This window comes from Lysinibacillus canaveralius, assembly GCF_047301505.1.
GTDB lineage: Bacteria > Bacillota > Bacilli > Bacillales_A > Planococcaceae > Lysinibacillus_B.
The window spans coordinates 2538485-2560835 of the sequence record NZ_CP154840.1 but is presented as its reverse complement, the minus strand read 5'-3'; the positions used below and the strand labels follow the sequence as shown (position 1 = coordinate 2560835).

Below are 22351 nucleotides of genomic sequence, written 5' to 3'. Positions count from 1 at the left end.
CCCCTGTCTTTCTTTTAAGTAATATTATTCACTTGACCGATTTTATACCAATGGTCCAAAATAATCAATAAAAAAGTATAGAGAGTCCAATTATATTTGATTTCATAAGAATATCCTGTATACTTAAACATAAGAAAGTATGAAGGAGCACTTATGAATAAACGTAAAAGATTAGTCGTTGATCATGCCCTTTCCTTGTTTGTTGAAAAAGGAATCAATCAAACATCCATTCAGGATATTATTAGTCGCTCAGGCATTTCTAAAGGCACATTTTATAATTATTTTTCTTCCAAACATGAATGTGTGGAAGCAATTCTGGAGCAGGCACGTTATGATGCCAGAATGCTGCGGGGTGAAATGATGATCGAAAGAGATGCTAAGGACGTAGAAATCCTGTTAGAGCAAATAACCGTGTTAGCGAACATTAATCGAAAGCGTGGACTGGATGCGGTATTTGAAGAGATTCTTCATTCGGGTGATCAGGAGCTGAAAAAGCTGGTGTTGAAATACCGCGTATACGAGCTCGAATATTTAGCTGAAAGGCTTGCAGAAGTATTTGAAATTCCAAAAGAAGAATATGCATTTGAAGCAGCAGTCATTTATTATGGTATCATGCAGCATTTAATGTTCACAAAGAAGCTCATCCATCAAAATACATTAGAAGCTAAAACGATTGCAAGGTCTGTCATGATCTATGTGAAAGAGATTCTCCGGTTAATGGCAGAGCAGGGGACACAAGTTTTAGACAGCCATAACATTCAGGTGTTTATTAATTCTTTCAATAAGATAGAGCTAACTGCACCAGAGGTCATTGAGCATATTGAACAATTTATGCAGGATGCTGACTTCACAAAAGCCCAGCAGGATATAACAGAAGCATTGCTTACAGAAGCAAAGAATGAAGAGCCGAGAGTAATTGTTATGAACGCTTTATTGAAAGCGTTTACGAATGAATTCAAGGGCTCTCTCTATATGAATGAAGCAAAGGAAATATCAAGTATTGTTTGGTATTTTATTAAACAGCAGAAAGGCTCATAAAGATACAGGAAATCCCTATAGAACAACAGGTGAATTCATTTTGAATTTCACCTGTTGTTTTTGCTTTATTATTTTAAATACTCAGAGAATTCTTGGACGCTAGTCCTTTTTAATAACCCCGCAGGCAATTCGGTCTCCGGAGTTTCCAGAAGGATCAGTCTTGTAATCATCCGGACCAGCGTGGATAACAAGAGAACTTCCATCAGCGTCTAATAGAGAATTGGCATGCCCTTCCTCTAACGTTACTGTCCCGGAAACAAAACGCACCTCTAATGTTCCGTCTTTCTCAATATCGATATTCGGCAGATCTCCAGCATGGGCTCCTTTTGGATTTTCAACACCGTGCTCTTTGTTTGTAGGGTTGAAGTGGCTGCCCGCTGATTCAAATTTAGGAGGCTCACACTTGCCAACTTCATGGATATGGATGGCACGTTTGCCGGGTGGAAGGTTAGATAAATCTGTATAGATTTCTACACCAGTCTTCGTTTGTGTAAATTTTACTTCGCCAACGTCTTGACCTTCCGTGTTGACCATTTTAGCTGTTGCAGTTGCCATCACCGTCTCTGATGAAGCTTCTGTTCCTTCACCTTCTTTAGCTTCGGAAACAGTTGGTGCATCCACAGGCACCTTGTCATTATCTTCTTGGAACAAACCACAGCCTGTCAGTAAAAGTAATACAGCACATAAAGATATACACTTTTTCATAAATTAGCCTCCTTGACATTATTCTTTATAAGAAACGTAAGTGTACCTTACCCAACCAAGATAGAACCTAAGCCCATTATTTCACCTTCTTTCAATAGAAGACTTCCATCCAAAGAGGAAGCGAAATAAATAATAGCATAGAGCTGATGAAAAGAGTTGCTGTACATTGAGGTATAAATGGTTGAGTGGTCTCTTTGTCATAATGGGCAAGAATGCGGTGGAATATGCCAGTGAACAGTACATTCATTGGGAGCTGCAAATAAAAACCGCCTCCATTCTAAATGGAGACGGATAGATTACCGGGCGAGCTTGCTTTCAATTGGGAAATTGAATGTTTGACTACTAACAGGCTGCCCATTTTCGAATGTTCGCTCAGTAAAATCCCAAGAATCACCATTTAAGCGAATAACGGTTGAGGATCGTGTACCATATCCTTCAAATTCGATAAATACAGGGGATAATTTTTGCTCAAGTTCGAAAGGTACGCCTGTAGAAGGGAGCAGGTCGTCTGCAGCCCGTGTTTTGTCTGAAAGAATATGAAAGAGGTCATCGTCCGAAAAGTCCGGCTGGTCCAGCACTTTTTGTAATGCAGCTTTTAATGACTCCACTTTCGGCCACGGTGTATTGAGCGTGGCATTCGACATACAGTGAATACCTGGGGGCACTTCTGTTATATCGTCTGTAATATTGTTGTAATGAATCAATTTGTCCCCGTCATATAGAAGTACATTAAAAGGGCCATATAAATCCCGCTTTTCCTGCAGGTCCTTGGCGAAAAAGGCAGCCATGACTTCTGTTTGCAAGAAATCGGTAGCAATCTTACCGCGAGAATAGGTCCCTGTTTCAGCTAATTCCGGGTCTCGGAAATTTGTAATAGCGACCATTCTTCCTTTATTACTGACTCCAAGCCAAGTGCCGCCTCGTTCAGTATCACGTCCGGCTAAAATTTGCGGGGCATCTTTCCATATATGTGCAGACTCAGTAGGGCGTATGTAGAATTCATCCCGATTGGCAGCGATGATCAGCGGGTAATCGGAGTGTGTTTTATAGCTGAATGAAAGTATACACATTTTTTCACGACCTTCCTATTCAAATTTTGCTAACAAACTGTTTCCTTACTAATCAATTAGGAGCAAAAACAAAAGGTAACTCAAAGAAAAAAATAATCCATATTCATAATAGTAACTGAAAGAAAAGAAAACGTCTGTAGTAAATAACTATTACAGACTGCAAAGAGCTGGCAGGCTTCTTCTATTTATACCGCAAGCAGTGATTAATTAAACTGATTAAAAAGGGGGGAGTCAAAAAAGCTATTGAATAGACGATAATCTTTTATCTAAAGGATAATTAAAAGGATGTGACTTATAATAAGCACATCCTTTCGTTTATACATTGAAATATTCATTTTTAAGTTTGACGTGGCGTACATCAACCTCGTGTATCTCAATATTCTGCAGGTCAATTTTATGATAAAAAGCATTGAACTGATCTAATAAATATTGCCAAATTTCTTCTTGTTTTTCGGGTTCGATAGCAGCTGAATCTTCAATGCCATCCATCTTTTCATGCCATTCATCGAGTCGAAGCTCAATTGGAATAAAGAAGGAGATATGGGTGGCAGCCAGTACACTTTCTGAACTATAAAGCAGCTGCGGGTGCTGCGGATCCATATGAACAACTGGATGGACATATATATCAACATCAACCTCGAAAGTCATTTGGCAGCTTACGAGAAAGCACTCATTGAATAGGAGAATATTTTGCAGTTCCACATCCTGATAGCCTTTAATCTTCTTAGGTACAAATTTACCTGGCGAACGATAATCGGGATGAATCGAAGCAGGGTTTAGTTTAGTTAGATTCTCCATAATTGCATACTCGATATCACTTTTTAAGTAATATTCAAACATCTCGTCGAGAATAGACATATTTAGATTTGTATTGGCAAACTGGACTAGATAGTCGCCATAGATTTCATCGACTTCGCTTGTTAGGCTGAAACGAAGCAGCTCTGGCATGTAATTTAAGAAACCCCTTACAGATTTGAAGCAAAGCTCGATGCCATGATGTGTTAAGTTTGGATGCGGGAAAAAAGCGTCCAACTGAGAAAGCGTACGGCTATCAGCGAATTTTTCAATAGTTTTTGAAATAAGATAGCACTCTTTCAAGTTATGGTCTGTTATAAAATTAGCATATGTATACCAAGTAATGGCCTCCTGAACAGATTTTCGGAAATAGGGGTGACCGTTCTCATCAGTTTCCGCATGATAGAATGGTTCTATAGGAGACAGCTCAAGTTCCACTACTTTATTGATAAGACGTTCATCAGCCTTAACAAACTGAATGATTCCTTCTTTCACATTTTTATGAAAATTTTCCTCGAAATATTGAACTAATTCCTCTTCTGTAACATGAATAGTTACTGTATCTTTCTTTAACAGGTAGTTCATATGGTGGGCAGCAAATTTAGCATCTGTAATCAATTTGGCATAATGAGACTGAAAGCGGTGAAGTACCTCTTTGTAAGATGTTTCACTTATATACAGTTTAATTCGTCCATCCTTTGCTAAACGCTTTAATAGGGATAAATAACCGGTCTTTAAGAAAGGGTCCTTATACAATATATTAGCATCTAAAAAAATGTTCATCCCGACCTATCCTTCCGTTCATCATTTGTAATTGAATTGTAACATGAAATGAGGCGGGGGGAAATGATGGAAAACATAGACATAAGATGCAGGGATAGTAGGAAAGAGGATAGAGGCTTTTTCTATTTAGGATGCGGCCAATCAGCTAGATCAATCGACATTCTTATAAATCTTCAAAATGAGGGATAATAAAGGGGAGTCACATGGATGAATTAACTTCTTTTTTTGATTACGCTTTATTTCCAAACAGAAGACCGAGGTGAAATGACGGCTGCTTTTAAATGAACCATCATTTCTTTACGGCTTCATATAAAGAGATTTTTCAGCCACCTGCATACAAATCATATCATATGCGCAAGCAGGTACGTGGTCCAGTATCTGTTCCTTGTATCTAGGAACAGATGGATCCTTGAAACTTTCGTCAAGCAGGGCGTGTCCAAGATGAAGTAGAAGACCATCTGTAATCTGTATCGAAGCCGCTTCATTATAAGCTTCGATGCTTGGGATATAGTCCCCCTTCAAATAATGAAGCTGACCGAGAAGAAGGTGGGCTTCAAAATCGTGCGGATTGAGGGAAATATATAGTGTAAGCTGTGCCAGTGCGAGTTCAAAGTCCTCATCCTCTATAAAAATACGGGCCTGCTGCAGATAATCAATTTGTTTCGGCAGAAGCGGCTGCTCGTATTCTTCCAGAGAAGTTGTTTCCCATACGATATGATTAATTTCTGGGAAAACATCGCCAATACGGACATAGTCAATTGGCAACTCGGATAATTTCATCGGATTATTCTTGAAAATCTCTCTTTTTTCGTTATAAAGCTCAATAAACAAATCAGCAGAAAACGGTGCTTCTACATAGGTAATACCCGTACATCCAGAAAAAGCACTCTGCTCGATAATTTCCAGCTGGCCATGAAATGTTAAGTTTTTCAAATTCCGGCATTGATAGAATGCATTTTTTCGGATCAGCTCTACAGTGCTTGGTACTTCAATTTCTTCCAGGGAAGAGCAACCAGCAAAGGAAGAGTTGCCGATATTCTTCAGGCCTTCTTGTAATGTGACCGTACGCAGATTCCGGCAGTTAAAAAACAGGAAGTTCCCTAGAAACTCTATTCCTTTTGGCACTGTCACTTCCTTTAAAGCTGTATCGGAAAAGGCATATGCACTAATGTGTTCCATATGCTCCGGCAACTGTACAAACGATAAATTATAACATTCATCAAATGCATAGCTTCCAATCTCTTCGACTGTTTCAGGAACAGTAAGCGACGTAAGGGAATGACACCCTTGGAAGGCGGCTCCCCCAATTCGAGTAACACCATCTTGAATTACTATATGCTCGAGCAATGTACAATTTTTAAAAGCAGAACTTCCAATTTCGATTAAGGTGGCAGGCAACTCGACAGATAGGATTTCTTTATTTGCGAACCCTTCATGAGCAAGCATCGTAACTGGCCGTCCATTGAATAGGGCAGGTACAACGATATGAGGCTCGTCTCCAAAATAGAAGATTCCGGACTCGTTCATCCCAAAACCGTAATGTAGTTCAGATGGGTTCATTTCCATATTCTTCACTCCTTTTCTCGTATTTTACCATTTAGATAGTAAACGGTAAAAAAATGTTTTGCTTTCCGGATTTATTACATATGTATGGTAAGTATAAAATGTAGCCCTTATCATAAATAGATTGAATGGCTGTAGCAGGTGACACAAGATATAGAAGAGAAATTCTCAATGAAGTTCCCGGCACACGTGTATCTCACTTGTCAATAGTTGAAAATGCCATTTAACTGATGACCTTATGAAGACGAAAGTAAGGCATTTAATGTACATCTCTTTTTATTTATGCTATTACATCCCGATGGATGCCTCAAAAATAACGAGAATTATTCTATATCCTTTGGTCTTTATTAGAACCTAATAAGCGGGAGAAGAAATATTACAAGGAAAAATGCGGGTATCTTTAATCTTACATAGCGCTGTGCCGTGCAATTATCTCTCTAAAAAAAAGTTGGACCGCTGTCGTAATCTGCTAGAACTTTCTCTATTTATTATATAAGCAAGAAAAGAAGGGGTTATGCCGATTTCATTTCAATTCATGTGCTCAACGCTAAAATTAATGAATAAGCCAAATATAAAAGCGCTCAACATTGTAGTTGAACGCTTTCAGTAACCCAAAATTAATTTTTAAATAATAATAAATAGATGAAATAAGGAGCTCCGATTATAGAGAGGACAATGCCGACTGGCAGCTCAAGCGGTGCTAAGACTACACGCGCTAGTGTATCAGCAGCTAGAACCAAAAGTCCCCCAAACAATAAACAGACCGGCAGCATGCGTTGATGACGTGTTCCGACTAAAGCACGAGCAATATGAGGAGCAATGAGTCCCACAAATGTGATACCGCCTCCGATGGCTACACAGCTGCCGGCTAGTGCTACCGCAATGAACAAAAGCTTGCCTCTTTCTTTATTTACATGAACACCAACGCCAATTGCTGATTGTTCTCCTAAATTCAGGACATCCAGCGTACGAGCTTTATATAAAGCAAATGGGATGAGCATAATTAGCCAAGGCAGAGCTGCCCAAACATAAGTCCAGGTTGCACTCCAAATGCTTCCTGAAATCCAAACAAGCGCCTGTGTAAAATCAATGGGGTTCATTTTCATCTGGAAAATCGTTAGGCCGGCAGTAAAGCCGGCATTTACCCCAATCCCGACTAAAATCATCCTTGTGGGCTTCACTGAGCCTTTTTTCCAAGCCAATAAAAAAATAATGCCTGCAGCTAAAAATGCGCCGAAAAGGGCAATGAGCGGCATGATAAATACTGCGACAGTGGACTGATAAAAAGCGTTCCCCTGTATAAAAAAGATATATAAAACAACCATGAAGCCTGCACCGGCATTAATTCCTAAAATTCCCGGATCGGCTAGTGCATTTTTAGAAATTGCTTGTAAAATCGCTCCTGAAACAGCAATACCAGCTCCAACCAATAGCGCGATAATCATACGCGGCAAACGGAAATTAAAAATTGTCAATTCATTGCTGGCTGTTCCTTGCCCCCAAATAGTTGCCCAAATATCTGCTATTGGAATTTGTATATACCCCGCATTAACGCTAATAACCATCATTAATAAGATGAGAATTATAAGACCTGTGATATAAAACGGATATGGTATTTTATCTTTTCTTAATTGCATTATAGTCCTCTCCCATCTTTACGAGCTAGCCATAAGAAAAATGGCACGCCGATTAAAGCGGTAACCGCTCCTGCAGGGGTTTCAAATGGGGAATTAATCGTACGTCCTACAATATCTGCCAAAAGTAATAGTAACCCGCCGGTAACGGCAGAAGCAGGGAGAACCCTTCGGTAATCCACCCCGACAATAGGCCGAACAATATGGGGGACGACTAAACCGACAAAACCGATCATCCCAGCAATGGAGACAGCAGCTCCCGTTAAAATGATGACAGCAAGTGAACTTAAAACCCGAATAAGCATCGTACGCTGCCCCAGTCCCTTAGCTACTTCTTCTCCCAGGCTTAAAACAGATATAGAAGGTGCCAGGCAAATAGCCAGGATAAGGCCAATTATAATGAGCGGTACTGCCAATTTAATATGGATTGGCTGGATACTTGCAAAGCCGCCTGCATAAAAGTAGCTGATATCTTTGGAAATATCGTATTTCAGCCCAATCGCTGTAGAAAGTGAGCTTAGCAGTGCCGTAATGGCTGAGCCGGCTAAAGCGAGTTTAACAGGCGTAATGCCTCCCCGCGCCACGACCGTTGCTCCGAAGACGAAAGCTGCACCGATCGCTGCACCGAAAAGAGCATGAACAGCAATCATACTATAGCTAGGCTCATTATAAAAGGCGAATGCCAGGGCAACAAAAAATGAAGATCCGGAAGTTACCCCTAATATAGAAGGTGAGGCAAGTGCATTGCGAGTAACGCCCTGCATAATAGCGCCTGATACTGCTAATGCTGACCCAACAAATAAAGCGGCAACTGCCCTTGGAATACGAAGTTCATGGATAACAACATGAGTGGGATTTGTAGTATCGAAATGAAAAATTGAATTTATAATATCAGTATATGTAATATTATTTGCGCCAAATCGGATAGAAATGATGGTAGCAGCAAATAATAACAATACGCCTATAACCAGAAAACTTTTGATAGACAAAGTCTTTTTCAAGCTCATCGTAAAAACTCCTAAATCTTTATTGACAATTTTGTCGACATAATTGATAATGATTATCACTATAAATATATCACAGTTTTGAGAGGAAGAATATAGTATGGCGAAAATTAAATGGCGCTATTTAACTGCGGCAAGCTTATTAACTTTAGCTTTAGCTGCTTGTAATGACGAATCAACAGAAAAACAAGGTTCGGCAGATAAAGAAACTGAGCAATCAGAAAAAGCAGAAGTGAGCGAAGCTCGTATATTAACAGATGCATTAGGAAACGAGGTAGCAGTTCCAGCAGATCCAAAGCGCGTTATTGCATCCTATTTAGAAGATTATTTAGTGGCATTGGGAATTACACCGGTGGCACAATGGAGTGTTGGTGATGGAGCAAGCATCCAAAACTATTTACAAGATTCGCTAGCTGAAATTCCGACAATCGGCTTTGATTTACCATATGAAGCAGTACAAAGTTTTGAACCGGATTTAATTTTAATGGATTCAGCTTCAATGGTAGAGGGCAATAAATATAATCAATACAATGCAATCGCCCCTACATATGTAGTAGGGAAAGAAAATGATACCAATTGGCGTGAAGAACTCCTGACAGTAGGAGAGGTTTTTGATAAGAAGGATGATGCGCAAGCAATCCTTGATGACTATGATGCAAAAGTAGAAGCAGCAAAGGCTGATATTGAAACTGCTGTAGGCGATGCATCAGTAGCGGCAATTTGGTTAGTAGGCGGAAGTTTCTATGTGGTATCAGATACACTATCAAGCGGAGCCGTTTTATATGAGGATTTAGGGTTTGAAGCCCCGGCTGTTGTAAAAGAAATCGCAGCAAGCGGTACAGCGAGCTGGAATGCGGTATCATTAGAAAAATTAGTGGAACTGGATGCAGATTATATCTTTTTAATCAATAGCGATAATGCAGATAGTCCTTCAACAGTGAGTGATGCTCTATGGAATACAATTCCCGCTGTAAAAGAAGGGAATGTGTTTGCCTTCTCAGCTGACTCATCCTGGTTATACACAGGTCCGATCGCAAATAACCAAATAATCGATGATGTAGTAAAAAGTGTAGTGAAATAGAGAAGGTATGAGATGCTGAACTTGTTCAGCGTCTTCTGTTTTTTTTGCATGAAGAATCGGTATGCCGATTGTTTTTAGTGTAAGGGCCTATACAATTTGCTATTTAAACTACAAATAACGAGGGCATTTCAATTATTGATTACCATTCTCAAGTAAGGTAGAATATTTGGCAGACTATCATTTGTATTAACTAAGGGGAAATGAAGATGAATACGATTGAGGTAAAAAATATCCAGGTAAGCTATGATAAAACAGAGATTATTCATGATATTTCCTTGCAGATAAAAGAAAATGAAATTACGACAATTATTGGCCCGAACGGTTGTGGAAAATCGACACTTTTAAAGGCAATTACTCGTATTATTCCTTTTTCAAAAGGCACTGTGCTGCTTGATGGCGAATCGATTGTAAAAATGAATACGAAAGAGCTGGCAAAAAGGCTGGCTATTCTGCCGCAAATGATGGATCATCCTAATGGACTGACAGTAGGAGAGCTTGTTTCTTATGGCCGTTTCCCGCATCAGCGGGGATTTAATAGCTTAACGCAAGAAGACTATGAGATGATTGATTGGGCATTAGAAATGACACATACGTCTGAACTGAAGTACAGAGACGTTGATACATTATCCGGAGGGCAGCGGCAGCGTGTGTGGATTGCCATGGCTTTAGCGCAGAAAACAGATATCATCTTTTTAGATGAACCAACGACTTATTTGGATTTAGCCCACCAACTAGAAGTATTGAATGTATTGAAACATTTAAATGAAACGCAGGCATGTACCATCGTCATGGTTTTACATGATCTAAACCATGCTGCTCGTTTTTCCCATAATCTGATTGCTTTACGGGATGGGCAATTGATTAAACACGGAAAAGTAGAAGAAGTAATGCAGAAGGAAATATTGAAAGAGATTTTCCAAATTGATGCAGAGATAGTAAAAGATCCAAGACACCATAATCCGGTTTGCTTGACATATGATTTGCTTTAACTATTTCTTCAGGAAAAACAAATAAAAGAAATAGAGGATACCGCATGATACTTAGATTTTTCTCTTATTACAAACCCCATAAGCGCCTTTTTATGATTGATTTTTCAAGCGCTATTTTCGTGGCGGTACTCGAACTGATTTTCCCGCTTGCAGTGCAATGGTTTATTGATAAGCTATTGCCGACAGGGGATTGGGGAATGATTGTAAAAGTAGGTATTTTACTGTTACTTACATACCTATTAAGTACCGTTTTGAATTTTATTGTGAACTACCTCGGTCATAAACTCGGCATTAATATTGAAACCGATATGCGCCGTCAACTATTTAATCATTTTCAGAAGCAATCCTTTTCGTTTTTTGACAATATGAAGACTGGACATGTAATGAGCCGGATAACGAATGATTTATTTGATATCGGTGAATTCGCGCACCATGGTCCGGAAGATTTCTTTATTGCCATTATGACGTTCATTGGTACATTTGCCATTATGTTTACCGTTAATCCAACACTAGCACTGATTGTATTAGTTATGGTGCCTTTCCTTATTTGGCTGATTACATATAGTAATAAAAAAATGAATGGCGCTTGGAAAGAAATGTACGGGAAAATTGCCGATGTGAATAGCCGTGTAGAGGATAGCATATCTGGAATTCGTGTCGTGAAATCATTTACGAATGAAGAATTTGAAATGGAGCGATTCGGCAAGCAGAACGGATTTTTCCGTAAAGCTAAGCTATACGCATATAAAATAATGGCAGGTACACACTCAAGTATTTATATGATGACGCGACTACTCACATTAGTTGTCTTGATTGTCGGTGCTTGGCTAAGCTTTAATGGCCAGTTATCGTACGGTGAGTTTGTCAGTTTCGTATTGTATACAAATGTATTAATAAAGCCGATTGACAAAATTAGCGCGCTTCTTGAGTTATATCCAAAGGGAATGGCAGGCTTTAAGCGGTTTACAGAAATGTTAGATGTTGAGCCGAATGTAGCGGATCGCCCAGATGCTGTAGAAGTAAAGGAATTAAAAGGGGATATTGCATTCAATCAAGTTTCCTTTGCCTATGAAGATAATAAACCTGTGATGAAGGATATTTCGTTTACCGTAAAAGCGGGAGAGACAGTAGCGCTGGTCGGTCCATCCGGTGCAGGAAAAACGACGATCAGCGGACTCATTCCAAGGTTTTATGATGTAAGTAAAGGATCCATTACTATCGATGGCCTGGATGTGCGCAATATGACGCAGCAGTCGCTTCGTAAGCAGATTGGGATTGTTCAGCAGGATGTTTTCTTATTTAGCGGAACTGTTCGTGAAAATATAGCCTATGGAGATTTAGAAGCAAGCTTTGAGGATATACAAAAAGCTGCAGAAAAGGCCCATCTGAAAGAATTTATCGAAAATTTATCGGATGGATATGAGACAGAAATCGGAGAACGCGGTCTCAAATTATCGGGAGGTCAAAAACAGCGTTTAGCTATTGCCCGGATGTTCCTGAAAAACCCGCCCATATTGATTTTAGATGAGGCAACATCTGCATTAGATACAGAAACAGAAAAAATCATCCAGCAATCACTGAATGAACTTGCACAAAACCGTACAACAATTGTGATTGCCCATCGTTTATCGACTGTTCGTGATGCTCATAAAGTATTAGTCGTGACGCCAAACGGTATTGAAGAAAGCGGTACTTATGATGAATTAGTAAAAGCCAACGGAATCTTTTCAAAATTGCATCATATTCAGTTTAAATAATATACAAAAAACCCCCTATCGAAGCTTGGAACAAGCGGTATTTAGGGGGTTTCAACTTACTTACCAGGATAAAGAATAGGGGCGCCTGATTAAATTCTATATGCGTTAAATTACATAATGTTCAATGAATGTGTATGTTGCTTGAACCAATAAATATAACTATTTTAGGTAGCTGGCTATAGTGGAGTATGTGCAGCTCAGAATATTGGCCTCTAAAGCAGCCACCAGTTTTACCCGGGACTGTTGCAGCTATTTTATTGACTTACGTACTATAGAATTGATAGTACGTTACATTTAAAAAATAGATGCATCAAAATCTGTAAGAGTCATTTCCATTCTCAAGTATATGTGATAATATTTAGAAAACTTCAGATTTTTTTTAAATAGGTGCTGCTCCTATTCCGAGAATGGGCAGCTTAAAAGGGAAGCTTGGTGAAAATCCAACACGGTTCCCGCCACTGTAATTCAGAGCAACCTGCAAGGGGCCACTGCTTTTTAAAAAAAGCGGGAAGGCGCAGGTAGTGAAGAAGATAAGTCAGGAGACCTGCCTATTTAAACATCACTGTAGATCTACGGGAGATTAGAGAGGTGGTTGGTTTGCTGATGAAATTTTGTCGCTTAGACACTACCTTTTTATCTTTCCAAAGCATTTCTGACCTCTTTTGCTGTCAGAAGTGCTTTTTATTTTGGGTTGTTCAACTTGGTATACAAAGCAGCCGGTTGTAAACAATTCATTTTTAGGAGGAGAAAAGATGAAGAAATCGCACAAAATTTTGGCAGTCTGGTTTTGCATGGCGCTATGCATCATTGCTTTGGCAGGGTGCTCAGGTGAAGAAGGAGAACGGACGGCTAAAGCCAGCAGAGAAGGCGCAGAGAAGAAAGCAACTTTAGCCTTTTCCTGGAGTCCATCCGGTCTGGACCCCCATACTGGCGACAGCTGGGAGGTCATGCGTTCTGGAACTGCGGAAACATTAATTAAATTGAATGAGGATTTTGCTCCTTCTCCATGGCTGGCAAAATCATGGGAACAGATGGACGACACAACATGGTTATTCCAACTGCAGGAAAATGTATTTTTCCATAATGGAAAAGCAATGGATGCAACAGCTGTGAAAAATTCTTTACAACGTGCCATTGAGAACAACCAAGGAACGAATGATCTATTAAAAATCAAAACAATGGAAGCTGTATCAAAAACAGAGCTGAAAATTGAAACAACAGAAATGAATGCGGCCTTGATTTCGAATTTGGCAGATCCCGGCGCTATTATCGCTGATGTAGACTCTCTGGGGGAGAAGGAAGGCTATCCAGCGTTTACAGGTCCATATGCTATCAAGCAGTTTAACCAGGACGACTCTCTCATTGTAGAACGCTATGAACAGTATTGGGGAGAAAAAGCGAAACTGGATGAAGTAACAATCAAGTTTATTGCTGACAGTACTACGCGTTTAATGGCCTTACAATCAGGCGATGTGGATGGTGCGACGGATATTTCAGTTGACAATATTGAAGTACTGGAAAAAAATGATAAATTTAAAGTTTTGACAGCCGAGTCATTACGTACACATTTGGTGATGTACAATATGGAATCTCCCATATTCAAGCAATTGGCAGTACGAAAAGCTGTCGATTCATTAATTCCACGCCAGGAAATAGTGGATTCTGTTATGAAAGGTCAAGGAACTGCAGCAGTCGGTCCTTTTTCACCAGTTTTGCCATTTGGGCAGGTGGAGCAAACACGGGAAGAACAATCAGTGAAAGAGTTGATGCAGCAGGGCGGATGGACGAAAAATGCGGAAGGCTTGTGGGAAAAGGATGGAAAAGTGTTTGAAGCGACCTTCCTCACATTCCCGCAGCGTCCTGAGCTGACTGTTATGGCCGAGGTGATTCAAAACAAATTACTGGAACAAGGAATGAAAGTGAATATTCGCCAAGTAGAGAATATTGATGAAACATTGGTGAATGAAGAATGGGATTTGGCGATGTACAGTATGCTGACGGCCCACACCGGCAGCCCATACTTTTTCTTGGAACTCTTCTATCAATCAGACAGCTCAGCAAACATGAATCATTTTGCATCCCAGACAGTCGATACAATGATTGATGAATTACATCAAACAACTGATGCGGAGAAAAGTACAGAATTGGCGATTCAAATACAAGAGGAAATTGGAAAAGAAGTACCTCACTCCTATATTGTTTATCCAAACACTGTCTTTGCTGTAGACAAAAAATTGAAGGGCTTTGGGGCGCTTTCAATAGAATACTACTATAATAGCGCTGCCATCGATAAAGAATAATTGAATGCTATGATCAAATTTATACTCGAACGAATGATCCAGCTGTTTTTTGTAGTTTTTTGTGTTGCGACCCTGACCTTCTTATTGGTTAGATTTTCACCGGGAGACCCTGCAACGATTATGTTGAAAGCCAATGATGTTCCTGCGTCTGATGAGGCTATTCATGCATTGAGGAGCGAATTAGGCTTAACGGACTCTATAGGCGTCCAATATATGGAATGGCTGCAGCAAATAGTTACAGGACAATGGGGTAGTTCATTTGTTTCCCAAAAGCCTGTCATCAGCGAGCTGCTTATAAGGCTGCCGGCTACGTTGGAGCTGGCATTTGCAGGCCTTGTTATAATGCTGGTTGTAACGCTGGTTTTAGGAATCTCCGCTGCTGTTTATGAAAATGGTGCATTGGATAAAATAGGGAGGGTTTTAGCCCTTCTAGGTTCGGCGGTGCCTACATTTTGGCTGGGGTTTCTTTGTATTTACATTTTTTCGGTTCATTTTGGCTGGCTGCCCTCTATGGGGAGAGGGAATTGGAGGAATCTGATTTTACCTGCCGCCACTTTAGGATTGGGGCTGGGGACAGTGTATGCACGTGTATTACGTGCCAATATGCTGGAAATGCTGCAGCAGCCATTCGTCAAGGCATCCAGAGCCAGAGGAATATCAAAAAATAGGATTTTAGTATTTCAAGTAGTAAAGCATGCTTTACTGCCAATTGTAACGGTAGTTGGTACAAGCTTTGCTTTTATGGTGGGCGGCAGTATTATTGTAGAGACTATTTTTTCATGGCCGGGGCTGGGGCAGTATATTGTTCAATCCATTACAATGCGGGATTATCCTGTCATTCAAGGATATGTTATTTTTGCTGCCGTTTTATTTGTAACAATCCATATGCTTGTCGACTTTATCTATATGATCATTGATCCACGTTTAAGGGTTCGATAGGAGGTGTTGAAAGGTGATAGTGAGAAAATTGAAGCAAGTAAATATTGGTTTACTTGCAGGAGCCGGCATCCTGTTTCTCATTTCTGTAGCCGGATTATTTGCACCTTGGATTGCACCTCATGATCCTTTGGCAGTAAATCTGGGTGTTAGGCTGCAATCTCCTAGCTGGGTTTATCCATTTGGTACAGATCATCTAGGTCGCTGTATCTTATCTCGAATTATTTTTGGTATTCGAATAAGTGCTGTATCTGCATTGGTCATTATGTTCCTAACGCTGCTGATCAGTGTGCCCATTGCATTGGCAACAGGCTATGTCCGGGGGCGTTCGGATCATTTGCTGATGAGAGTCATCGACGGCACTCTGGCGATTCCGGATATCGTCCTAACGATTGCGATTGTAGGATTATTGGGCCCCGGCTTGGTAAATATGATTTTTGCGATTGTAGTGGTCCGTTGGGCAGGCTATGTTCGCTTTATTCGGAGCCTAGTTGTAAAAATATCTCAAGAAGATTATATCTTCTCTGCAAGAATGGCCGGAAATTCCCACTTTCGTATATTAAAACGTTATGTGCTTCCTCAAATAGGGATGCCCATCATTATTTTTAGTGCACTGGATGTTGGCAAGATTGTTTTAAATATAGCTGGCCTTTCCTTCTTGGGGCTTGGTTCACAACCGCCGACACCTGAATGGGGTGCCATGCTGAATGATGCGACAAATTACTTTCAAGTTTCTCCGCATGTCATGATTTTCCCTGGAGCAGCAATTGTTTTGTTCGTCCTTGCTTGCCAATTAGTAAGTGAAAAATTGGGAGAATATGATAGAACTGCAGCCAAGGAGGCGTAAGATATTGGCAAGAGAAGCATTATTAAAGGTGGAGCATGTAGAAATTACATATAAAAAAGGACAGCAGCAGGAAATCATATTACAAGATGTATCTTTCACATTATATCCTGGAGAAATGGTTGCGTTGACAGGAAAAAGCGGGGCCGGTAAAAGCGTCATTTCTCATGCGTTAGTCGGCTTGCTGGATAAAGGGTTGAGCGTTTCCAAGGGGAAAATCCTGTTCGAAGGTAAAAATATTGTGCAGTTTAGCGAGAAGCAATTTGAACAATTAAGGCGGAATCATATCAGTATAATGATTCAACATTCTTTAAATGGTTTAGATCCGATTCGGCTTGTAAAAAAGCAGATGTTGGAAACTATTCGCCACAGGAAGCTGGGAGTGACTAAAGAAGTTGAACATTTTCTCCTTGATCTGTTGAGTCAGGTTGGCTTCGAGGAACCCGCTCAAATTTTTTCTTCGTATCCGTTTGAATTAAGCGGAGGAATGAGGCAGCGTGTCTTGTTGGCGATGATGCTGAGCCTGCAGCCCAAAATACTGATTGCCGACGAGCCAACAACTGCACTTGATGTAGTGAACCGCGAAAAAGTCCTGCAGTTGCTAAAGCAATTACAACGTACTCTGGGGTTGACGGTGCTGCTCATTTCCCACGATGAAAACAGTGTGGAAAAATATGCAGATCGCATCGTTCATATGAATGAAGGAGGGGTGCTTTTATGATTTTGCTGGAATTAAGGCAGATGACAAAAGAATACCCTTTATGGTTGAGAAAGGACAAAGGCAGAAAAAAAGCAGCCGTCAACAATGCCAGTCTGTCTATATCAAAAGGCGAGAGCGTTGCGCTTGTAGGTGAGAGCGGAAGCGGAAAAAGTACGATTGCAAAATGCATCATGCGGCTTGAAAAAATAACTGCCGGACAGATTTTATGGAAGGGACACAGCATCCATTCAAAGCACTTAAAAGATGTTACATTCTATAAAAGTGTACAAATGGTGATGCAGGATTCCTCTGCATCACTGCACCCTAAAATGAAGGTTGAGGAGATTCTTGCAGAGCCGATTCGTAACTTCTTTCCTGAGGAAAAGAACTGGCATGAAGAATGTAATAGGCTGCTGCATGTAGTTGGTTTAGATACGTCCTTTTTGAAACGGTTTCCCAATCAACTAAGCGGCGGGCAAAAGCAACGCGTATGTATTGCCAAAGCTTTGGCCGTTAAGCCGGAGCTCATTATTTTTGATGAATCGATTGCCAGTCTCGATGGTCAATCACAAAAAGCAATCATAGAAGTGCTGAGAATGATTCAGAGGCAGGAAGGGCTCAGTTATTTATTTATTACCCATGATTTACAGTCTACTAAGCAGTTATGTGATCGTGTCGCGGTAATGTACCAAGGAGAAATTGTAGAAATCCTTACCCAGTGGGAACGCGGCCGGCTTGCACATCCATATTCAAGGCTGCTCTATGATACGATGAATGATTGTAATTAAAGCAGGAGGCTGCCCGGAGTTGTTAAAATAAATATAATTTTTACTAATTAAAAATGACCGATTGTAACATTAGCGGAAGAAGTTATTTTTGGAATAGATATTAATATGAAATAGCATATTTATTTTGAAAAGAACTCTGTATATCCTAAGTGAATAAAAAAATGATGAAAATCCAATCTTTGTACATGTGGGAAAAACCTTGATATAATAGGCACTGCGAATATAAATGAAAGAGGGCGAAAATATGAACGCTTACGAAGAATATATGCGCTCATATTTTCTTAAAACCTTGATATAACAACGGTTAGAAGAGGAGAAATGAATTCTTTTTTGTGAAAAAGTCACAAAAAGATAACATTTCTCCTTTTTTGTTAGGGAGTTAAAATACAGTAGCATCATTTATAAAAAAATGATTAAAAAATCCTTTCTTGGTATTGGGATGCAGTTCATATGTAGAGTTTCTCTTATTCCACAAATGGTCCATTACAATATAAAACTCCTATTAAGTAATCCGCTTTTTTAAAAAGGTAATCTATTAGATTTCTAATTATTGAAAAATGATTTCTTTTGTTGTAATATAGTGTTATCAAAGGTGGTGAGAGAAATGGATTTTTTCTATAGAGAACATCTAGAAGATGTCATTGAATCAAAGACATTTAAATTAACAACGGAGAGTCGAGACCGTATTAATTTTATTGCTCATGTATTAGAAATGAAACAAGGAGATGTACTAGAGTTATTGATAGATCACTTATATTCGGATGAAAAAATGCATGAATATATTATCGCTAAGTCATTTGAAAATCCGTTATCTTTTTATCAATTGCAATCTGAAATGGCGGATAATTTTGCGAATTATATTAGAGAGCAGGAAATAAATAATGGGTCGAGTAAGGATGAAGTATTTCATTCTTTCCTGAATACATTGCAAACATTTTTAATGGTTGAAACAACTTTTCTTCATCAGTGTATGGAAGAAAATAAAAAATTAAACAAATTTTTTGGTCAATCATATGACGCTATTTTATTTATGAGAATTTTCCCTTATTGGGCTAAAGAAATGTTTCAAATTTATCAAGACATTTCGAACTTTATGGATATTAATGAAGAAAATTTATTATTCTTAAATGCATTAGCTGTCAAGTTGGATCCAGTCAAGTATATTGCTATTCGACTTGATACAACACAAACGTTAGTTCAGTCAATGGTCGAACAAATTCTAAAAGAAGAGAACGGATTGTTAGAGTTATGGCAGAAGTTTAATCTTGAAGTAGTTAGTCGTTTTAAAGGTGATATTAATTTTCCAAAAATTTATAAATATATAACTGAGAAAGATACTAATCAATATGATAATTTGGTGAAAATTTTAAATAAGATGTTAGAAAATGTTGAGAAAATGGCAAATCCGTTTAAAAGTACCTTTTTCCTATAATGGATTTTTTAATGATTAATTATAATATAAAAGGGAGAGATTATTATGGATGAAAGAGAGTATAAAAAAGCATTAAGATTTGCTGCAAGGGCACAGGGATTATTATCGGATTTTGAGAATCGTTTAAATGCATTTCAAAGTCAATATGAAGAAGCGTTAAATAAAAGAGAAAGGCAGCAGAGAATATTTGAATTGCGACGTGTCCGTGACGAACTCAATGGTTATTCTACTAGTATTTATGAAACGCTGTATTTAGGTACACATCTATATAAAAATAAGAAAAAGCGTATAAAAACATTTAAAAAAATACATATACTTTTCGATAAAGATGTAGAATTTTTAGATGAATTAACCGGTACTCTAAAGCATAATCGCCATCGTTCTGCGCATCCAGATGCATACCAATTAAATTTGCAGATTTTCATAGAAAGTGACTTTATCAAAAAAGGATTGCAAAAATTGTATGTTAAGTTAAGAGATTTACTGCAAGTTAATGATTATATTATTCAACGCGAGCGATTTAACCAAGAAAAATGGCTAGAGAATCAATTTGAAAAGTCACTTTCAACAAAAAAATTAAAATGTTTGAATAAACTTGTAAAGTCAATAAGTTAGGACTAATTAAAGGAGTTTTAGTGGTTAATGGGTTACTACATTAAAAGGCTCTATTGTAAAGCAACACTCCTAGAAAATCATTTAATCTTTTCATAAAAGTCTTATACTTAAATTAAATGAAAAACGCCATTTTGATTACTTCTTTTTCAAAATGGCGTTTACGCAATTACTATTAAATAAGCATTAGATAGCGTTTTTAATCAACCTTTATTCCCGGGAAATGTTTATAGGGTAAACTCCCTTTGCTTTTTACTTCAACAACTCACTAAACCTCAAATGCATCTTCTCAGCTGCAGCCTCTCGCATTCCCTTCGTAACATGCAGGTAAATACGTGTAGTGATATTAGAATCTTTGTGGCCAACACGATTCATAATGTATTGGAGATCGACGCCAGCTTCTGCTAATAAGCTTATATGGGTATGGCGCAAAATATAAGTCCTGAAACGCTTCTGGATGCCTGTTTTCTGCCCCAAACGCCTAATATATTGATTGAGGATCTTCACAGTGGGAAGAAGGCCGTCTGAGCCACTGAAGGCAAATTCCGATGGTAGCCAGTCTTTATTTTTTCGAAATTCATACAAGTAATTTATCTTCTCAACTACAATATCATCAATATCTATGGTACGGAGAGCCTTCTTTGTCTTTGGGGGAGTGAGTTCAAAATCGCCACGCACACTTTTCTTTGCATAGACGGTCTTTGTTATATGGATTTGCTTATTCTCCAAATCGATGTCTTTTAGTTTTAGTCCAATAGCTTCGCCTGGGCGCATTCCCGTAAAAGCAATGACATACGTTAATGTTCGAAATAAAACATTTTTATGGGTATCGGCCATTGCTAAAAGCTGTTTTAATTCATCTGCTTCTAGATAAAGAGCCCTTGTTTCTTCATCGATGTCCTCAACTAATTTCGCCTTCTCTTTTGGCACAAATAGGGGCGCTGCAATATTGGTTCCTGTTAACCCCATTTCATAGGCATGTTGGAACAGCATACGTAATGCATTATGTGTGCCTCTGAGTGTATTATAAGCAGTGCCACTTTCAAATAGTTCATTTAAAACATCTTGCAGCTGCTTAGAAGTAAGGTTCGACACTCTTACATTTTCAATGGATTGGCCCGCAAGCTTTAAACAATAGGCGCGATGTTCGACGGTGGTTTCTTTGTTGCCTTTTAAGCGATATAGTTTGAGCCAATTCTGCGCAAATTGAGCATAAGTGATTTTGCTATTGTAATTAACAGCCTGATATGTTTGTTCGATAGCTTCTTCCACTCGTCTTTTCGCTTCAGCTTTAGTTTTTCCTCTGCGGCTTATCTGCTTACGTTTCCCGGTAACTGGGTGCCGTGGTCCGTCTGCGACACATCTCCACGTAGTTTTATTAATCTGCTCAAAAAACATCTAGATTCTCTCCTTTCATTAGTTTCCATATACCATACAGCTTTTTCACCTCTTGAATATCTTCCGAAGGGAGGTTAGTATACCAATGATGTATTAGAGGTTCATCATGAAAGGGGATGAACTCATTTTGTTCAGCTTTCACCTCAATTCCAGCTGCTTCAGCTATCATTTGATAATCGACCTTATAGGCCTCTGCAATCTTATTTAGTGTAATAGGGGAGGGGTTCAGTGGCTTGTTTGATCGCTGCGGATCATAACCACGCTCCAAGTTGCGTAAATAACCAGCTGAGATACCAATTCGCTTTGCAGCAGTTGGAACAGATTCTTCAGCACGTAGTGTTTTCAATAGTTGCTGCAGATTCATCTAATTCACCTCCTGAATGCTTATCCTATTCAGTATCAGTATAGCTACTCATCATGAAATCAAATATTCCGATTCAGAATATCCCACTTACGCTCCAAGTAGCTGTTTAAACGTTTCGTAGCAATTTCTTCTTCTACATTAAACAACTGCTGCACTAATAAAATGTTGGGTTGTGTTGCGTCTGACAAGGCTAAATTTTCTAACATGAAAGTCGGCACAGACGCATGCAGCATAAATTGCTTTGCCTTAAATTCCTGATATTCTACAAATGATTTTGGCAGACGTGTTTGGCTGCCAGTATGTAATAATACGTGTCCTAATTCATGGGTAAAGTCTTGCCATTGCTGCTGGGGCGAGAGGGTATTGTTCAGCATGATATAGCCTGTATCTTTAAAGAACAGGGCCTGGCTTTGCTCTGGCCAATAAAACACTTTTATGCCCAGCCGGTGAGCGATCAACTGAAAATCAAGTTGCAGTGGTGTCTGTATATTAATCCTTTCATATAAAGTTGCTACGTAAGATTCTGTGTATGTCTGATGATGTATCAATTAATCAACT

At 39.1% G+C, this 22351-nt stretch carries 20 protein-coding genes and 1 riboswitch; of the genes, 11 read left to right on the top strand and 9 right to left on the bottom strand.

Features of this window, described 5'->3' with window-relative positions:
* Positions 1-153 precede the first annotated feature (153 nt).
* Positions 154-1038, top strand: coding sequence for a TetR/AcrR family transcriptional regulator (locus tag AA0Y26_RS13070; protein WP_413362329.1), 885 nt, complete (start codon positions 154-156; stop codon positions 1036-1038).
* Positions 1039-1137: 99 nt separating this feature from the next.
* On the opposite strand, the gene AA0Y26_RS13065 is transcribed toward AA0Y26_RS13070, so the two are convergent.
* The 6 genes from AA0Y26_RS13065 to AA0Y26_RS13040 form a co-directional block, all read right to left on the bottom strand.
* The gene (locus AA0Y26_RS13065; RefSeq protein ID WP_413362327.1) at positions 1138-1743 is read right to left on the bottom strand and encodes a superoxide dismutase family protein; all 606 of its coding nucleotides are present in this window, start codon (positions 1741-1743) and stop codon (positions 1138-1140) included.
* Positions 1744-2039: 296 nt separating this feature from the next.
* A complete protein-coding gene (locus AA0Y26_RS13060) occupies positions 2040-2813 on the bottom strand; it encodes an NRDE family protein (protein WP_413362325.1) in 774 nt (257 codons plus the stop codon).
* Positions 2814-3128: 315 nt separating this feature from the next.
* Positions 3129-4391 (bottom strand): PIN domain-containing protein, encoded by a 1263-nt coding sequence (locus tag AA0Y26_RS13055; RefSeq protein ID WP_413362323.1) that lies wholly within the window; start codon positions 4389-4391, stop codon positions 3129-3131.
* A gap of 297 nt (positions 4392-4688) precedes the next feature.
* Complete coding sequence (locus tag AA0Y26_RS13050; RefSeq protein ID WP_413362321.1) at positions 4689-5957, bottom strand: leucine-rich repeat protein; 1269 nt, start codon at positions 5955-5957, stop codon at positions 4689-4691.
* A 614-nt stretch (positions 5958-6571) separates the two neighbouring features.
* A complete protein-coding gene (locus tag AA0Y26_RS13045; protein ID WP_413362319.1) occupies positions 6572-7591 on the bottom strand; it encodes a FecCD family ABC transporter permease in 1020 nt (339 codons plus the stop codon).
* Complete coding sequence (locus AA0Y26_RS13040; protein WP_413362317.1) at positions 7591-8595, bottom strand: FecCD family ABC transporter permease; 1005 nt, start codon at positions 8593-8595, stop codon at positions 7591-7593. Before AA0Y26_RS13040 ends, AA0Y26_RS13045 begins: the two co-directional genes overlap by 1 nt.
* Before the next feature lie 97 nt (positions 8596-8692).
* Here AA0Y26_RS13040 and AA0Y26_RS13035 point away from each other — a divergent pair, with 97 nt between their 5' ends.
* From AA0Y26_RS13035 to AA0Y26_RS12990, 10 genes are all read left to right on the top strand, one after another.
* Positions 8693-9673, top strand: a complete 981-nt coding sequence (locus AA0Y26_RS13035) for an ABC transporter substrate-binding protein (protein ID WP_413362315.1) — start codon at positions 8693-8695, stop codon at positions 9671-9673.
* Positions 9674-9879: 206 nt separating this feature from the next.
* Positions 9880-10662, top strand: coding sequence for an ABC transporter ATP-binding protein (locus AA0Y26_RS13030; RefSeq protein WP_413362313.1), 783 nt, complete (start codon positions 9880-9882; stop codon positions 10660-10662).
* Between the two features lie 44 nt (positions 10663-10706).
* Positions 10707-12419, top strand: a complete 1713-nt coding sequence (locus AA0Y26_RS13025) for an ABC transporter ATP-binding protein (protein WP_413362311.1) — start codon at positions 10707-10709, stop codon at positions 12417-12419.
* 368 nt (positions 12420-12787) lie between these two features.
* A riboswitch (cobalamin riboswitch) is annotated at positions 12788-12986 on the top strand.
* A gap of 185 nt (positions 12987-13171) precedes the next feature.
* Complete coding sequence (locus AA0Y26_RS13020) at positions 13172-14719, top strand: ABC transporter substrate-binding protein (protein WP_413362309.1); 1548 nt, start codon at positions 13172-13174, stop codon at positions 14717-14719.
* A gap of 9 nt (positions 14720-14728) precedes the next feature.
* Positions 14729-15658: a nickel ABC transporter permease gene (nikB, locus tag AA0Y26_RS13015; RefSeq protein ID WP_413362307.1), complete on the top strand. Its 930-nt coding sequence runs from the start codon at positions 14729-14731 to the stop codon at positions 15656-15658.
* A 19-nt stretch (positions 15659-15677) separates the two neighbouring features.
* Positions 15678-16502, top strand: coding sequence for an ABC transporter permease (locus tag AA0Y26_RS13010; protein ID WP_413368194.1), 825 nt, complete (start codon positions 15678-15680; stop codon positions 16500-16502).
* Between the two features lie 4 nt (positions 16503-16506).
* Positions 16507-17220 carry an ATP-binding cassette domain-containing protein gene (locus AA0Y26_RS13005; RefSeq protein WP_413362305.1) on the top strand — a complete coding sequence of 238 codons (714 nt, stop codon included), beginning with the start codon at positions 16507-16509 and terminating at the stop codon, positions 17218-17220.
* Positions 17217-17987 carry an ABC transporter ATP-binding protein gene (locus tag AA0Y26_RS13000; protein ID WP_413362303.1) on the top strand — a complete coding sequence of 257 codons (771 nt, stop codon included), beginning with the start codon at positions 17217-17219 and terminating at the stop codon, positions 17985-17987. The genes AA0Y26_RS13005 and AA0Y26_RS13000 overlap by 4 nt, the downstream gene beginning before the upstream one ends.
* 604 nt (positions 17988-18591) lie before the next feature.
* Positions 18592-19419 carry a hypothetical protein gene (locus tag AA0Y26_RS12995; protein WP_413362301.1) on the top strand — a complete coding sequence of 276 codons (828 nt, stop codon included), beginning with the start codon at positions 18592-18594 and terminating at the stop codon, positions 19417-19419.
* 45 nt (positions 19420-19464) lie between these two features.
* Positions 19465-20034 (top strand): hypothetical protein, encoded by a 570-nt coding sequence (locus tag AA0Y26_RS12990; RefSeq protein WP_413362299.1) that lies wholly within the window; start codon positions 19465-19467, stop codon positions 20032-20034.
* A gap of 249 nt (positions 20035-20283) precedes the next feature.
* Here the strand turns inward: AA0Y26_RS12990 and AA0Y26_RS12985 are convergent, their stop codons facing one another.
* The 3 genes from AA0Y26_RS12985 to AA0Y26_RS12975 are packed head-to-tail and all read right to left on the bottom strand — an operon-like array spanning position 20284 to position 22341.
* The gene (locus tag AA0Y26_RS12985; RefSeq protein ID WP_413362297.1) at positions 20284-21429 is read right to left on the bottom strand and encodes a tyrosine-type recombinase/integrase; all 1146 of its coding nucleotides are present in this window, start codon (positions 21427-21429) and stop codon (positions 20284-20286) included.
* Positions 21419-21793 (bottom strand): helix-turn-helix domain-containing protein, encoded by a 375-nt coding sequence (locus tag AA0Y26_RS12980; protein WP_413362295.1) that lies wholly within the window; start codon positions 21791-21793, stop codon positions 21419-21421. The genes AA0Y26_RS12985 and AA0Y26_RS12980 overlap by 11 nt, the downstream gene beginning before the upstream one ends.
* Positions 21794-21852: 59 nt before the next feature.
* Positions 21853-22341 (bottom strand): ImmA/IrrE family metallo-endopeptidase, encoded by a 489-nt coding sequence (locus AA0Y26_RS12975; RefSeq protein ID WP_413362293.1) that lies wholly within the window; start codon positions 22339-22341, stop codon positions 21853-21855.
* Between the last annotated feature and the right edge of the window lie 10 nt (positions 22342-22351).

What these genes read in the sequence shown, in the direction of transcription:
- AA0Y26_RS13020 (WP_413362309.1), top strand. Translation starts at nt 13,172, where the DNA reads ATGAAGAAATCGCACAAAATTTTGGCAGTCTGGTTTTGCATGGCGCTA.
- AA0Y26_RS12990 (WP_413362299.1), top strand. Translation starts at nt 19,465, where the DNA reads ATGGATGAAAGAGAGTATAAAAAAGCATTAAGATTTGCTGCAAGGGCA.
- AA0Y26_RS12995 (WP_413362301.1), top strand. Translation starts at nt 18,592, where the DNA reads ATGGATTTTTTCTATAGAGAACATCTAGAAGATGTCATTGAATCAAAG.
- AA0Y26_RS13050 (WP_413362321.1), bottom strand. Translation starts at nt 5,957, where the DNA reads ATGGAAATGAACCCATCTGAACTACATTACGGTTTTGGGATGAACGAG.
- AA0Y26_RS13000 (WP_413362303.1), top strand. Translation starts at nt 17,217, where the DNA reads ATGATTTTGCTGGAATTAAGGCAGATGACAAAAGAATACCCTTTATGG.
- AA0Y26_RS13055 (WP_413362323.1), bottom strand. Translation starts at nt 4,391, where the DNA reads ATGAACATTTTTTTAGATGCTAATATATTGTATAAGGACCCTTTCTTA.
- AA0Y26_RS12980 (WP_413362295.1), bottom strand. Translation starts at nt 21,793, where the DNA reads ATGAATCTGCAGCAACTATTGAAAACACTACGTGCTGAAGAATCTGTT.
- AA0Y26_RS13045 (WP_413362319.1), bottom strand. Translation starts at nt 7,591, where the DNA reads ATGCAATTAAGAAAAGATAAAATACCATATCCGTTTTATATCACAGGT.
- AA0Y26_RS13065 (WP_413362327.1), bottom strand. Translation starts at nt 1,743, where the DNA reads ATGAAAAAGTGTATATCTTTATGTGCTGTATTACTTTTACTGACAGGC.
- AA0Y26_RS12985 (WP_413362297.1), bottom strand. Translation starts at nt 21,429, where the DNA reads ATGTTTTTTGAGCAGATTAATAAAACTACGTGGAGATGTGTCGCAGAC.
- AA0Y26_RS13040 (WP_413362317.1), bottom strand. Translation starts at nt 8,595, where the DNA reads ATGAGCTTGAAAAAGACTTTGTCTATCAAAAGTTTTCTGGTTATAGGC.
- AA0Y26_RS13035 (WP_413362315.1), top strand. Translation starts at nt 8,693, where the DNA reads ATGGCGAAAATTAAATGGCGCTATTTAACTGCGGCAAGCTTATTAACT.
- AA0Y26_RS13060 (WP_413362325.1), bottom strand. Translation starts at nt 2,813, where the DNA reads ATGTGTATACTTTCATTCAGCTATAAAACACACTCCGATTACCCGCTG.
- AA0Y26_RS13070 (WP_413362329.1), top strand. Translation starts at nt 154, where the DNA reads ATGAATAAACGTAAAAGATTAGTCGTTGATCATGCCCTTTCCTTGTTT.
- nikB (WP_413362307.1), top strand. Translation starts at nt 14,729, where the DNA reads ATGATCAAATTTATACTCGAACGAATGATCCAGCTGTTTTTTGTAGTT.
- AA0Y26_RS13025 (WP_413362311.1), top strand. Translation starts at nt 10,707, where the DNA reads ATGATACTTAGATTTTTCTCTTATTACAAACCCCATAAGCGCCTTTTT.
- AA0Y26_RS13030 (WP_413362313.1), top strand. Translation starts at nt 9,880, where the DNA reads ATGAATACGATTGAGGTAAAAAATATCCAGGTAAGCTATGATAAAACA.